Annotated in this window: 8 protein-coding genes and 4 pseudogenes; 9 read left to right on the top strand and 3 right to left on the bottom strand. The window is 58.0% G+C overall.

Annotation, left to right across the window (positions count from 1 at the left end; translation table 11 throughout):
• Together SOPEG_RS28440 and SOPEG_RS19540 are read left to right on the top strand one after the other, a co-directional pair.
• Window positions 1-1,224: pseudogene (locus tag SOPEG_RS28440) on the top strand (sn-glycerol-3-phosphate import ATP-binding protein UgpC).
• Window positions 1,221-1,896 (top strand): annotated as a pseudogene (locus tag SOPEG_RS19540) (glycerophosphodiester phosphodiesterase family protein). Before SOPEG_RS28440 ends, SOPEG_RS19540 begins: the two co-directional pseudogenes overlap by 4 nt.
• Window positions 1,897-2,023: 127 nt before the next feature.
• On the opposite strand, the gene SOPEG_RS19535 reads toward SOPEG_RS19540, so the two are convergent.
• The gene (locus tag SOPEG_RS19535) at window positions 2,024-2,290 is read right to left on the bottom strand and encodes a DUF2756 domain-containing protein (protein WP_038469101.1); all 267 of its coding nucleotides are present in this window, start codon (window positions 2,288-2,290) and stop codon (window positions 2,024-2,026) included.
• Window positions 2,291-2,471: 181 nt separating this feature from the next.
• Between SOPEG_RS19535 and ggt the strand changes: the two genes are divergently transcribed.
• The 4 genes from ggt to SOPEG_RS23455 all read left to right on the top strand — a co-directional run bounded on the left by ggt (window position 2,472) and on the right by SOPEG_RS23455 (window position 7,209).
• On the top strand, window positions 2,472-4,181 hold the full coding sequence (gene ggt / locus SOPEG_RS19530) for a gamma-glutamyltransferase (RefSeq protein ID WP_038470540.1): 1,710 nt from the start codon (window positions 2,472-2,474) through the stop codon (window positions 4,179-4,181).
• A gap of 181 nt (window positions 4,182-4,362) precedes the next feature.
• Window positions 4,363-5,244, top strand: a complete 882-nt coding sequence (locus SOPEG_RS19525; RefSeq protein WP_025246593.1) for a carboxylate/amino acid/amine transporter — start codon at window positions 4,363-4,365, stop codon at window positions 5,242-5,244.
• Window positions 5,245-6,095: 851 nt separating this feature from the next.
• Window positions 6,096-6,272, top strand: coding sequence for a hypothetical protein (locus SOPEG_RS28430; RefSeq protein ID WP_158382484.1), 177 nt, complete (start codon window positions 6,096-6,098; stop codon window positions 6,270-6,272).
• Window positions 6,273-6,348: 76 nt separating this feature from the next.
• The gene (locus SOPEG_RS23455; protein ID WP_025246592.1) at window positions 6,349-7,209 is read left to right on the top strand and encodes a pentapeptide repeat-containing protein; all 861 of its coding nucleotides are present in this window, start codon (window positions 6,349-6,351) and stop codon (window positions 7,207-7,209) included.
• A gap of 362 nt (window positions 7,210-7,571) precedes the next feature.
• On the opposite strand, the pseudogene metR reads toward SOPEG_RS23455, so the two are convergent.
• Window positions 7,572-8,482: pseudogene (gene metR, locus SOPEG_RS19515) on the bottom strand (HTH-type transcriptional regulator MetR).
• Between the two features lie 102 nt (window positions 8,483-8,584).
• Here metR and metE point away from each other — a divergent pair.
• Window positions 8,585-10,841, top strand: a pseudogene (gene metE / locus SOPEG_RS19510) (5-methyltetrahydropteroyltriglutamate--homocysteine S-methyltransferase).
• Window positions 10,842-11,203: 362 nt separating this feature from the next.
• Here the strand turns inward: metE and SOPEG_RS19500 are convergent.
• Window positions 11,204-12,028, bottom strand: coding sequence for a dienelactone hydrolase family protein (locus SOPEG_RS19500; RefSeq protein WP_025246587.1), 825 nt, complete (start codon window positions 12,026-12,028; stop codon window positions 11,204-11,206).
• A 249-nt stretch (window positions 12,029-12,277) separates the two neighbouring features.
• Between SOPEG_RS19500 and udp the strand changes: the two genes are divergently transcribed.
• Both udp and SOPEG_RS19490 read left to right on the top strand, forming a co-directional pair.
• Window positions 12,278-13,045 (top strand): uridine phosphorylase, encoded by a 768-nt coding sequence (gene udp, locus SOPEG_RS19495; protein ID WP_025246586.1) that lies wholly within the window; start codon window positions 12,278-12,280, stop codon window positions 13,043-13,045.
• 198 nt (window positions 13,046-13,243) lie between these two features.
• Entirely contained in the window at window positions 13,244-13,768 is a 525-nt protein-coding gene (locus tag SOPEG_RS19490; RefSeq protein ID WP_025246585.1) for a DedA family protein, read from the top strand.
• Window positions 13,769-13,789 lie beyond the last annotated feature (21 nt).

The raw sequence follows: 13,789 nt of genomic DNA, 5'->3' as shown, positions 1-13,789 counted from the left end.
ATGGCGAGTTTACGATTACAGCATGTCGTTAAAAGCTACGACGGCAAAAACACCATCATCGAACCGCTGGACCTGACGGTGGCGGACGGAGAATTCATCGTGCTGGTCGGACCGTCCGGCTGCGGCAAGTCAACCTTATTACGTTTGGTCACGGGTCTGGAGAGTGTGACGGCCGGCGATATCTATATCGGCGACAAGCGCATCACCCATTGCGAACCGCGGGATCGCGGCATTGCCATGGTGTTCCAGAATTATGCGTTGTATCCGTACATGAGCGTTTTCGACAATATGGCTTACGGACTCAAGATCCGCGGTTTCGGCAAACAGCAGATTCGCCACGCGGTGGAGCAAGTGGCCAACATACTGGAGTTGGAGCCGCTTTTATACCGCAAGCCGCGTGAATTGTCCGGCGGCCAGCGACAGCGTGTCGCGATGGGGCGTGCCCTGGTGCGTGAACCGGCCGTCTTTCTGTTTGACGAACCGCGGTCCAATCTGGATGCCAAGTTACGCACGCAAATGCGCCTGGAGCTACAGCAATTGCACCGACGACTCAAGACAACCAGTCTGTATGTGACCCACGATCAGGTCGAAGCCATGACGCTGGCCGAGCGGGTGGTGGTGCTCAATCAGGGCCGGGTAGAGCAAATCGGCACACCGACGGAGATTTACCGCCGGCCGGCAACGCTTTTTGTCGCCGGCTTTATGGGCTCGCCGGCCATGAATCTGCTGCCGGGACGCGTCAGCGCCTACGGGTGCTGACTGCGGCTGGATAACGGGCCCGCATTGGCATTGCCCGTCGTGCGCGCTGATTTAGTCGGTCGCGCGCTGACCGCCGGCATTCGTCCCGAGCAGATCCAGCGCGCGAGCCGCGACCCACGGACGCCATCGGCGATAGCCGCAGGCGTGGTCTCCCCTATCGGCCCCTGGCCTGGCGCGGCCGAAGAGAGGGGCGCGTCTATCTCAACGGCGGTCGTCGTTAACGGCCTGGCGCCCTCTGCCGCTGCGCCGGCGCCACAGGCGGGGGAGATGTGCCGCCTGGAAGTGGCCACTCTTGAGCGGTTGGGCGCCGATAATTTGGCCCATGGGCATTGGGAAGGCTGTGCGCTGGTGGTAGGTCTGGCCCATGACGATCTTCCCGCTCCCGGCACGACGCTGCATTTGCATTGTCCCGCCGACGCATGGCACTATTTCGACTCGCAAAACGGAACCCGGGTGGAAATATGACCAGAGAATGGCTTTATCCGACCATCGTGGTTCACCGTGGCGGCGGATCGCTGGCGCCGGAGAATACGCTTGCCGCCATTGATACCGGCGTCCGTTATGGTCAGCAGATGATAGAAGTGGATGCCAAACTAACTGTCCGCCGATGGTCAAATCTTTCTTTTGCACGACGATACGCTGGAACGAACCAGCCAAGGCAGCGGCATCGCCAGTCTGCTGGATTGGCAAACCCTGTTGCAAATCGAGGCCGGGGAGTGGTTCGACGAGGCGTTTCGCGGCGAGCGGCTGCCGCTGCTGCCGTCGGTGGCGGAGCGTTGCCGGCAGCACGGGTTGGCGATTAATATCGAAATCAAACCCACCACCGGCACTGACGAGGAGACCGGCCGCGCCGTGGCGCTGGCCGCGAGTCAGCTGTGGCAGGGAATGACGCCGCCGCCGCTGTTGTCCTCGTTTTCCCCGTCGGCGCTGGCAGGCCAATTCGCCTGCCGGGCTTTGCACTTGCAGCATGAGGCGCTGACGGAGGATAGGGTCGAGGCCATTAAAGCCAGCGGGTTGCATATTATGGCCTGGACCGTTAACAGTCCCTACCGCGCTCGCGCGCTGCTGGGGTGGGGCGTCGATACCCTTTGCACCGATCGCATTGACCTGATTGACGCTGATTTCGCCAATTCCTGAGGCTGAGACGCCGGCGGTCAGCGCTGCTCAGCCTCCGCTCGTTTACGCCGTCCCTCCCGCTCTCTGCCGGCTAAGCGACGATGCCCGTCCATGCCCCGCGCGGGCGCTGGTGACGCTTCATCGCTTGCTAGGGTTGATTCTGCCGCGGGCGCTGCTGGTTGGCTTCCAACTGTTGCTGCAATTGCTGACGCTGCTGTTGGGTTTGCTGCTGCTGTTGCTGCTGAAAGCGGGTTTTCTGTTGTTGAGCGCTATTGTCCATATGATTTTGCAATTGTTGCTGCGCCCGGTTGGGGGGATTCTCCACCGGCGGCCGCGGTTTTGTCGCCGCCAACGCCAGCGGTGCGAGCAATAAAAGCGGTGCTGTCCAACTCAGATTTACCAGGTATTTTTTCATGATGCTCTCCTGCCGTAATTCAACCCTTATTTTACACCTTAAACGCGCAATATGCCGGTGTTCGGCCAATCATTGATGGAAAAGAGAGGGGGTATTGGTATCATATAAATGATTAGCACATCATTCATCTATAGGAGTCATTATGACGTTACTTCCCCCGCCGCGCGTTAACGTCTGGATCATGGCGCTGACGTTGCTGGTAACGGCTGCGCCATTTGCCCAGGCGCAGACGGCGGCACCGCTAAGCTACGGCGTTGAAAACTACATCTTTCATCCCGTTACCGCGCCTCACGGCATGGTGGCGAGCGTGGATAAAACGGCGACCGAGGTAGGGGTAGCTATCCTGCGTCAGGGCGGGAATGCGGTAGATGCCGCGGTGGCGGTGGGATTCGCGTTGGCGGTCACCCATCCCCAGGCCGGTAATCTGGGCGGCGGCTTCATGCTGTTGCGTACGCCGGCTGGGCAGACCGTGGCGATCGATTTCCGTGAGATGGCGCCGCAGGGCGCCACGCGCACGATGTTCATTGGTGCGGATGGTAACGCCGACTGTCGGCTCTCCCTGACCAGCCCGCTGGCCTCAGGTACGCCAGGGACCGTAGCGGGTCTGACCCTGGCGCTTAGCCGCTACGGCTCAATGGATTTGGCGCGGGTAATGCAGCCGGCGATTCGCCTGGCGGAACAGGGTTTCATCGTCAACCAGGCGCTGGCGGGTGATTTGGCCCATTATGGCCGGGAAAATCTGGTTCATTATGCCAACAGCCGCGCCGTTTTTTTTAAAGCGAACGGGCAACCCTACACCGCGGGGGAGAGGCTGCGGCAGTCGCAGCTGGCCCGCAGTTTAACGCTTATTGCCCATCAGGGATCGCGTGCGTTTTATCACGGGGATATCGCCCGTCAGATTGTCGCGGAGATGCGCCGGCGCGGCGGCCTGATTAACCGCCAGGATCTGGCCAATTATCAAGCGCTGGAGCGCCGGCCGGTGATGGGCAGCTATCGTGGCTATGAAATCTATTCCATGCCGCCGCCGTCCTCCGGCGGCGTGCATATCATTCAGATCCTGAACATCCTGGAGAATTTCGACCTGGCGAAAATGGGGGCCGGCAGCGCCAACGCGATACAGGTGATGTCGGAAGCGATGAAATATGCCTACGCCGATCGTTCGCAGTATCTGGGTGATCCGGATTTTGTCTCGGTCCCCGTGCAGGCCCTGACTAGCAAGGCCTATGCTAAAACGCAGGCGCAGCGTATCGACCTAAACCATGCGCGGCCCTCTTCCACCATTCGACCTGGGCAGTTGCAGCTTTATGAGAGCGATCAAACCACCCATTACTCGGTGGTCGATAAAAACGGTTACGCGGTAGCGGTCACCTATACGCTTAATACTTACTTCGGTAGCGGCATTATGGCTGGCAACAGCGGTATTTTGCTGAATAATGAAATGGATGATTTTTCCGCTAAACCCGGCTCGCCCAATCTATTTGGCCTGGTAGGCGCAGATGCCAACGCCATTGCCCCGCGCAAGCGCCCGCTTTCCTCCATGTCGCCGACGCTGGTGGTTAAGGACGGTAAAATTTGGCTGATGACGGGCAGCCCGGGCGGAAGCCATATCATCACCACCGTGCTGCAAATGGTGGTCAACACCATTGATTTTGGGATGAATATCGCCGAAGCCACGGCGGCGCCGCGATTTCATCAACAGTGGACGCCCGATGAGCTACGCCTGGAAAAGGGGTTTAGCCCCGACACGCTGCGCCTGCTGCAAGAAAAAGGTCAGACGCTAGCGATAAAACCGGTGATGGGCAGTGTCCAAAGTATTATGCGCCTGCCGGACGGTACGCTGGCCGGCGCCTCGGATCCGCGTACCCAGGATGATCTGACGGCCGGCTACTAAATCTGAACAGTGCAGTCGATAGGTGAAAGCGGTTACGCGCGCAACGGAATACCAGCGCGTTGCCGCGGAACCGGCAGGCACCAAAGGTGTTCAATTTATGAACAGACGTCAACCCGCTGGCCATATTCTCCGCCACCGCTTTCAGATACACTGGCGTTTTCCATTGGCGAGATTGCGCAACGTGCTGCTGTTGATCATCACCACCACTCTGTGGGCTTTTTCCTTTAGTTTGATTGGCGAATACCTCGCCGGCCAAGTGGACAGTATCTTCTCGGTATTGGTGCGGTTGGCGCTGGCGGTGCTGGTCTTTCTGCCGTTTGTCCGTTGGCGAGGTTACCGCGCGCGGCAACTGCTGGCGTATATGGCGGCGGGCGCCTGCCAGCTCGGCATCATGTATTTGTTCAGCTACCAGGCCTATCTTTATTTGACCGTGCAGGAATTCTTGCTGTTTACGGTACTGACGCCGCTGTATGTCACGATCATCTACGATCTGTTGCGCGGCCAGCGTTTGCGCTGGGGTTATTTGGGCAGTGCACTGCTGGCGGTCGCCGGCGCGGCAATAATCCGTTACGACCACTTGAGCCAGCATTTCTGGTGGGGATTAATGCTGGTGCAGGCGGCCAACATTTGTTTCGCCGTCGGCATGGTGGGTTATAAACGACTGATGGAGGTTTGGCCGATGCCGCAGCATACGGCGTTCTCCTGGTTTTATCTCGGCGCGTTTTTGGTGGCCGCTATCGCATGGTGCCTGTTCGGTAACGCGACTAAATTGCCCACCACTACGCTGCAATGGGGGATCCTTATTTGGCTGGGCGTTGGCGCGTCCGCCCTGGGCTATTTCATGTGGAACTATGGCGCCACTCAGGTGGACGCCGGTACGCTTGGTATCATGAATAATGTCCACGTTCCGGCGGGCCTGCTGGTCAATTTGGCTATCTGGCAGGAGCAACCGCGCTGGCCGAGTTTTATCGTTGGCGGAGCGGTCATTATGGCCTCGCTGTGGGTCCATCGGCGCTGGGTGGTGTCAACGGCAACACGTCAGGGGGAAACGCGCGGTGCGTGAACCTATCGCGGTGTTAACGCGCGGCCCCGTTGGCTAACGCCCGATGGCGATGCAGCCGCCGGTACCGGCACCGCGATCCTGGATGCGCTTCCACCCTCAGGCTCATACCTAAGGCCTGCGCCTTAGGTTAGAAGTCAGGTATTTAACGGATAGAAGGGATAATATATACCGTTAAAATAAAATGCTTATACTGATTCTTACCAGGGTGGGATAATGGCGCCTGCATTGACTATTTTCGTGAAAAGTAAGCATTTCTCATTGAATAACCAGTACGAGTCCCCTTTGATATTCTGAAGATGCTTTGTTCAGGCTGCTGAATAAAATGACGACCATCGTTGATGAATTAACCCTGTGGTAAGCAAGTTATTCGAGCTTTATTTGAAATAAGCTTGGGTTTTACTTTGATGGAGTAAACACGCAGCGTTAACGGTGCTGATGAAGTAATGTTAAGTCCAGCCATCCTAGGTGGCGATGTCACCCTGCGCGCGATGGAATGAAATAGGGGGGTGCCAATGTCATTAAGGGCGCTGGCGCAGGTGTCGTGAATGGGATATCTGCAGGATAACTTAATGCGGCGAGGCTTTATGCTATGCCCTTTTGTTAAAAGAGGGGGGAGGGTACTTATTTTTTAACGTCTATGGCAGGTGATAGCGCAACACTCTGTTAGCCAGTCTGAAGCTATCAATTTTTGTTCTGCGAACGGTGTAATGATAGGATATGGCGCAGTGGCTGGGCGGTCTGTATCACTCTATCGATGGGTGTCTTTACCCAGTGGCGGGGTGCCGCCAATCGACATGAAAAAATGCGCCGCCATAAACTGGAATAGATAGCCAGCGGTTCGTTGTTCTAACATGATGCTATTGCTATTGCTATTGCTATTGCTATTGCTATTGCTATTGCTATTGCTATTGCTATTGCTATTGCTATTGCTATTGCTATTGCTATTGCTATTGCTATTGCTATTGCGAGAAAGGTTTGGTTCCGGCTCGCCTGCTCTCATGGCGCAACGAAGGCAAAATAAGCCATAGGCCTCATTGCGTTTAAATGAGCCATTAAATAATGCATTTACGACAGTAGGGTCGTTTTATAATAATAGGAGTCAGAATGGCCGGTTATGATCTTAGCGCAACGCGCGGCGCTTTATTTGCCAAACATGCGGTACAAGATTACAGCGAGAGCAATAGGCAATCTGCTATATCACCCAAAGGATGGCTGGAATATCTCATCAATTTATTCATTCCCGGTAGCGTGCGAAAGGCGTATTCACTGCAATACGATAAGTTCACCCAAGCGCTCATCGATGCAGTGGAGAAAAAAATTGCCGATCCTGACGATTACGCTATTCCGCAAACGTTGGAATTCACTGTCGACGCTAATAAAGTCTCATACTCCCCTACGCCTTCCAGTTGGTATAACGGTGAAGTGAGGGTAGAGGTAAAAATTACTGAGCCGGATAATCACACCCTCATTGAAACCGTGGACCAAGATCTCTTTACCCGTACCTTAACGCTGCTACTGTTACAAAAACGGACCCCCTATTCCTCCAACCAATATTCACTGACCGAGGAGGGGAAACTGAATTTGCGCTGCGCCGATTTAAACGGTTACGTTTTGCGTAATATCAATTTGCACGAGGCGGACCTGGAGGGTGCCAGTTTTACGTATGCTAACTTGTCGAGGGCGGATCTGCGCGGCGCGAACCTGGAGGAGGCGGATATGCGCCGTGCCCTTCTCGAGGGGGCCTGCCTGACGGATGCGAATCTGAGGTTCGCATGGCTGTCTGAAGCCCGTTTGCATCAGGCGACGCTGACGGGCGCGGATTGTTACAAAACCAAATTGCGGCAAGCTTGCCTGGCCGGTGCCGATCTCAGACACGCCGATCTGTCGTATGCCGATCTTTCTCGCGCCGATCTTAACGATGCCGACTTGAGCCATGTGGATCTCAGCAAGGCCAGCCTGAGGTAAACCACGCAGTGCGGTACCCGCTTGGCGCACGCGAATCTCAATGGGGCCTTTGTTGACGGCTGGCATTTCGACGGCGCCAATCTGAGTGAGGCCCAAAATCGCGGCCTTTTGCAGCCGAGGTTCCCGTCACCGAGTTATGAGCCGCGCTTTCGGATCGGCACCGCTCCCTCGTCGCCTCAGCGAGAGGGAAAAATCTGCTGCCTCAGACCGCCAAGGGGCTGCGGGCCGTAAGGTTGATGACGTGAATCGGCAACGGGTAAACACAGGGCGATGCGTATTTTCCGGGCTGAGCCTCACCTAATACGCTGATTCCTAGCGTTAAATGAGGCTTCGGTCGCCGGTTGCCACGTCGCGCCAGCAGACTACAGGTTTGCTTCGGTGCAGCGGACATAGGGCAAATGGGCGCAGGCGTGTTGCTGCGCCGAGCGGATGAACGCCTCGGTTGTCGGCTGGCGCTGTTCGCCGTCGCGTACTACGGCATAGAGACGGCTCCACAGCCCTTCGCCAAGCGTCCGGGTGGCGATAAGCCCCTGACGTTCAAAGCTTTCCACAACCCAATGCGGTAGCGCGGCAATACCCATGCGCGTCGACACCATTTGAATCAACAGCAAAGTGTTATCAACGGTTTTAAGCATCGGGCTAATGCCCGCCGGCTGCAGGAAATGGCGCCAGATATCCATGCGGTTGCGCTGTACCGGATAGATTAACAGCGTTTACTGGTCCAAATCCTGCGACGCAATGATCTCCTTGGCCGCCAGCGGATGGTCCGGCGACACCACTAGCCGGACCTCGAAGTCGAACATGGGCGCATAATAAAGCCCGCTACGCGGCAAGATATCCGAGGTGAGCACCAGATCCAGTTCGCCCTGTTGCAGCGCCGGTTGCGGATCGAAGGTAACGCCGGAACGAAAATCCATCAGTACCTGCGGCCACTGTTGGTGAAATTCCGCCAGCGCCCGCGTCAGCCACTGGATGCAGCTATGGCATTCGATAGCTAAACGTAGCGTAGCTTGATGCGGTTGCTGGCAGGTTTGCAGCGCCTGCCACCTGCGGCAGGATTTGTTCCACCAGTTGCAGCAGAATCTCCCCCCTGCGGCGTGAAACGCAGCGGCTGGCTTTTGCGCACGAACAGGCGAAAGCCCAGCCGCTGTTCCAAATCGCTGAACTGATGGGACAGCGCCGATTGGGTCTGGTGTAGCTGCGACGCGGCCGCCGCCAGCGAGTCGCTATTCCGCAACGCCTGCAGCGTTCGCAGATGTTTGAGTTCGATCATGAGAGTGTTTCACCTGGAAGTGAATAATTTGCGCTTGTGAACTGTACACTACATGGTGATTATGGATGTGTAAACATCTGGACGTCTAAATGGGAGAGGGTAATGGCAATTCTGAGTCACACACTGGGTTTTCCCCGCGTCGGTCTGCACCGGGAATTAAAGAAAGCGCAAGAAAGTTATTGGGCCGGGAATATCAGCCAGCAGCAGCTGCTGGAAACCGGCCGCGAACTGCGGGCGCGTCATTGGCAACAGCAGAAAGACGCCGGGGTCGACCTTCTGCCGGTGGGTAATTTTGCCTGGTACGATCATGTTCTCACCACCAGTCTGATGCTGGATAACGTCCCGGCCCGACACCGCAGCGGCGCGAACGCCAGCGATATCGACACGCTGTTTCGCATCGGCAGCGGCCGCGCCCCGACCGGTGAGCCCGCCGCCGCCGAAATGACCAAATGGTTTAACACCAATTACCACTACATGGTCCCCGAATTTACATTAGGACAGCAGTTCAGCCTGGGCTGGACTCAACTGCTCGACGAAGTGGACGAAGCGCTGGCGCTAGGCCACCGCGTCAAGCCGGTGCTGCTTTGGCCTGTCAGCTATCTGTGGCTGGGCAAGGTGAAAGGGGAGGCGTTTGATCGCCTATCCTTGCTGCCGGCGCTACTGCCGGTGTACCGGCAGGTGCTGGGCGAACTGGCGAAACGCGGCGTGAACTGGGTGCAGATCGACGAACCGGCCCTGGTGCTGGAGTTGCCGCAGGCGTGGCGTGAAGCCTACCGCGATGCCTATCAAGCGCTGGCGGGACAGGCGAAACTGCTGCTGACCACCTATTTCGATAGCATCCGGCATCAAATGGATATTATCACCGCGCTGCCGGTACAGGGGCTGCATGTGGATCTGGTGGCGGGCGACGACGACCTGACCGATCTGTACCGGCAACTGCCGGCGGAGTGGGTGTTATCCGCCGGCGTCATCAACGGGCGTAACGTTTGGTGCACCGATTTGCAGAGCTGGTTTGAACAACTGCGTCCTCTGGTGGGTAACCGCGAGCTGTGGCTGGGATCCTCTTGTTCGCTGTTGCACAGCCCCATTGATTTGAGCGCCGAAACGCGGCTGGACGAAGAAGTGAAGAGCTGGTTTGCTTTTGCGCTGCAAAAATGCGCCGAGCTGGGTCTGCTGCGTGCCGCGCTGAATGCGCCGGATGAGACGCATCAGGGCAAGCTGGCCGAGTACAGCGCGCCAATCCGCGCCCGCCGCCACTCCAGCCGGGTGCATAATCCAGAGGTCAAAGCGCGTCTGGAGAAGATTACCGCCGCCGACAGCCAGCGCCCGCGCCGTCGTGCAGCGCGCACGCTTTAATCTGCCCGCCTGGCCAACCACCACCATTGGATCTTTCCCGCAAACCACGGAAATCCGCGGTCTGCGCCTCGATTTCAAACGCGGGCGTCTGGATGGCGGCCGCTATCGCACCGGCATCAGCGAGCATATCAAGCAAGCCATTGTCGAGTAGGAGCGCCTGGGGCTGGATGTGTTGGTACACGGCGAAGCCGAACGCAACGACATGGTGGAGTATTTCGGCGAGCATCTGGACGGGTTTGTCTTTACCCAGAACGGTTGGGTGCAAAGCTACGGTTCGCGCTGCGTGAAGCCGCCCATTATCATCGGTGATATCAGCCGTCCTGAGGCGATTACCGTCGAATGGGCGCGTTATGCCCAATCGCTGACCGACAAGCCCGTGAAAGGCATGCTGACCGGTCCGGTCACCATTTTGTGCTGGTCTTTCCCCCGTGAGGACGTGAGCCGTAAAACCATTGCCCGGCAGATTGCCCTGGCGTTGCGTGATGAAGTGGCGGATTTGGAACAGGCCGGTATCGGCATCATTCAAATCGACGAGCCGGCGCTGCGCGAGGGTTTGCCGCTGAAACATTCGGCCTGGCACGACTATTTGACCTGGGCGGTGGAAGCTTTCCGGCTGAACGCGGCGGTGGCGCAGGACGACACCCAGATCCATACCCATATGTGTTATTGCGAGTTCAACGACATTATGGATTCCATTGCGGTGCTGGATGCTGATGTCATCACCATCGAAACGTCCCGGTCGGATATGGAGCTGCTGGAAACCTTTAAGGAGTTCGATTATCCCAACGAAATCGGGCCTGGCGTGTATGACATTCACTCGCCGAACGTACCGAGCGAGGAGTGGATCGTCGCGCTGCTGCGTAAAGCGGCCCAGCGTATTCCGGCGGAACGCCTGTGGGTGAACCCCGACTGTGGATTAAAAACCCGCGCCTGGCCGGAAACGCGTCAATCGCTGGCCAATATGGTGACCGGCGCCAAAAAATTGCGCGAGGAGCAGCGGTAAACGAGAGCGCCGGTTCGCCGGCGCTCTTTTGTTGGTAGGAAAGCGGGGCGCGGTGTGACGACGCCAAGGATATGGCCAGGCAGGGAGGGCGATTGCACGGCTCCATCAGCAGTTTAATGGAATAATAAGCCACAGTCGGGAAAGGTTGCTCCACACCAGGGAAATCCCCGTCGGGGCAGAACGTACCGGCGTTTGTACCAGCGCGGCAGCCATCAGCAATCCGGTTAAGGTGGCGCCGCATTCTCCCGGGGCGCTTGCGCCCCTTTTTTGTTGGCCAGAGCGCGCATGCGCTGCGCGCGGTACCATGCCTTGCGCTGCTGTTCGTCGTGGACGTCGCGACTCTTCCCGCCCCGCGCTTGACTTCACTTTACCCCGAAGCGGGCAAACCAGGCGAGCATGCGTTGCCAGCCATCCTGCGCCGATGGCGCATGATAGCTTGGACGATAGTCGGCGTTAAACGCATGGCCGGCCTCGGGATACACTACAATCTCCGCGTCCGCATTAGCGGCGCGCAGCGCCTGGCGCATCGTTTCAATGGTTTCCAGCGGAATACTCTTGTCCTGTGCGCCATATAAACCGAGCACCGGCGCAGTGAGCTGGGTGGCCACATCCACCGGGTGCTTGGGCATGGTCAACGTTTTATCGCCAGTCAATTTGCCATACCAGGCGGCGGCTCTCAACTGCGGGTTATGCGCTGCATACAGCCAGCTGATACGGCCGCCCCAGCAAAAACCGGTTATTGCCAGACGGCGCAGATCGCCGCCCTGGGTTGCCGCAAAGTACGCGGTATGGTCCAAATCCGATAGCACCTGGCTGTCGGGGACCTTGCTAACCAATTCCGTCAACAGCGTACCCACGTCATCATAGTGCGCCGGATCCCCCTGGCGGAAATAAAGCTCGGGGGCGATAGCCAGATAGCCGACTTTGGCCAGACGGCGGCAAAGATCCTGGATGTGCTCATGGACGCCAAAAATTTCCTGCACCACGATGACCACCGGCAAAGCGTCATGCTGGCCGGCGGGCCGGGCCATCCACGCGGGCATGGCATCACCCTGGCTGGGAACGGTGGTAGGGCCGGAAAGCACGTTTTCACCGTCGGTCACGATCGCGGTGACGGACGGCGCGCCCGCGGCGCGGGCAAAACCGCTAGCCGGCGCGGAAGGGGTAAGGGTTTCGTTAGGGCTCATTGGCATTAACCTTTTGTCATTATCACCAGTGGGACAGCTACACCTGTCAACTTAGGCCGCCGAAGCCGGTTCCGTCAATGTCGCCGCGATGTGATTCTGGACCGTGCTCGCCGCGCCGTTGCCATTTGCGGCACGCGGACCTGGCCCTAGGCGTTGTGAAGACGTTAAAAATGGGGTTTTATCACGGTAAATCCGGGCCATTAATGATATTATCGGCGAGATAATCCATTCTTTGTAGAGGTATATGCCGTGGAGCAGTCCGACGTTTTCCATCTTGGCCTGACATTTTCTGATCTTGCAGGCGCAACCCTTGCCATCGTTCCGGGCGACCCCCAGCGGGTGGAAAAAATCGCCCGGCTGATGGCGAACCCGGTACATCTGGCGACCCATCGCGAATTTACCACCTGGCGCGCGGAGCTGGCGGGCGAGGCAGTGGTCGTGTGCTCCACCGGTATCGGCGGTCCCTCTACCTCTATCGCGGTGGAGGAGCTGTCCCAACTCGGCATCCGTACCTTTTTGCGGGTGGGCACCACCGGCGCTATTCAGAACGCCATCAATGTCGGCGATGTGCTGGTGACCACCGCCGCCGTGCGTCTGGACGGCGCCAGCCAGCACTTCGCGCCGCTGGCATTTCCAGCGGTGGCGGATTTTGCCTGCACCACCGCGCTGGTGCAGGCGGCGAAAAAGAGCGACGCCCGGCTGCATGTGGGCGTGACGGCTTCCTCTGATACCTTTTATCCCGGGCAAGAGCGCTACGACACTTACTCTGGTCGGGTAGTGAGGCAGTTCAAAGGGTCGATGCAGGAGTGGCAGGGCATGGGGGTGATGAATTACGAGATGGAATCCGCTACCTTATTAACGATGTGCGCGACGCAGGGACTGCGCGCGGGTATGGTGGCGGGGGTTATCGTCAACCGGCTGCAGCAAGAAACCCCCGATGTGGCGGTGTTGCAACAAACGGAAAGCGATGCCGTGACTATCGTCGTGGAGGCCGCCCGTCTGCTGTTGACCGCCTGACGACGCGAATAGAGCCGCGGGTGGCGCTCGCTGCGCCAGGGTGGCGGCCCAGCCGTAACGCTTGGCGTTGTTTGCCAGCGGGCGGCGGTCACCGCGTCCAGGCGGTAGCGCTTTCGTACCGTTTTCGTCCCCTTGACCGCAGGTGAAGCGCCACGCTCCGGTGTTCCGCTCGCGGCATGCGTCAGGAATTATGCATTAGTGGAAGACTGGATTTCCCATATTGTCGATTTTGTACGCCAGCATCAGGTGTGGGCCATACCGATAGTTTTTTTGCTGGCCTTCGGCGAATCGTTGGCGTTTTTGTCATTATTGCTGCCGGCGACGATAATCTTGCTCGGGCTGGGCGCGTTAATAGGCGAGGTCGGCATCCCTTTTTGGTCGGTCTTTATTGCCGCCGCCGGCGGTTTCTTCGGCGAATGGCTCTCTTATTGGCTAGGCGACCACTACCAGCTGCGGGTCTATCACCTGTGGCCGTTCACCCGCCATCCCGCCATGCTAGAGCGCGGCCACGCATTTTTCATGCGCTGGGGAATAGCCGGCGTCTTTCTCGGCCGCTTTTTCGGCCCGCTGCGGGCGGTCGTGCCGCTCGTTGCAGGGCTGTGCGGTATGCCGCGGCTAGGGTTTCAGCTCGCCAATCTGCTGTCCGCGGCGCTATGGGCGTTCGGCCTGCTGGCGTCCGGCGCATTCGGCTTGCGCTGGCTGGCGCATTTCGTCGGTCAATAAAAGGATCTGGACATCTATACA

The organism is Candidatus Sodalis pierantonius str. SOPE (assembly GCF_000517405.1).
GTDB classification, from domain to species: domain Bacteria; phylum Pseudomonadota; class Gammaproteobacteria; order Enterobacterales; family Enterobacteriaceae; genus Sodalis_C; species Sodalis_C pierantonii.
Note: the sequence above shows the minus strand (reverse complement) of the source record. Positions and strands in the feature narration are given on the sequence as shown.